We start from the raw sequence: 415 nt of genomic DNA on the forward strand, positions 1-415 counted from the left end.
TCTTGATAGCGTGCGGCTTCTTCGCGCCGAGGCGATGCTTGATGACGTTCCCGTTCTCTACAGGCCCGGCGCAGTGTTCGTGCTGCAAGGGCGCAAGCAGGGCATCCTCGATGGCCAAGTCTATATCTATGATGAAGATCACTATCTGGCCGTTTCGCTTCCCGTTCCCTTCCGAATGCAATCGACGGCCTCTCCGGAATAGCCTCTCCTCGCCGTCCATGTCGACTTTGATATGCTGCTTGCGACGGAGATCGCCGCGCAGCTTGACAACAAGCGGGAAGCCCAAGCCGTGGGGCAGCCGAAGGGGCTGGTATCGAGCAGGCTAGAGCCGCAGATCGAGGATTTGTTGATGCGCCTTCTAATGGCGCTTTCCGATCCGGTGGAAGCGTCGGTCCTCGGGGCCTCGCTTCTCAGG

1 pseudogene is annotated in these 415 nt (G+C 59.5%); it reads left to right on the forward strand.

Going from position 1 to position 415, the window contains the following annotated elements:
• Positions 1 to 34: 34 nt before the first annotated feature.
• A pseudogene (locus tag AC1DIX_RS28010) lies at positions 35 to 415 on the forward strand (AraC family transcriptional regulator); the annotation flags it as partial.

Source organism: Massilia sp. 05N420 (assembly GCF_056397205.1).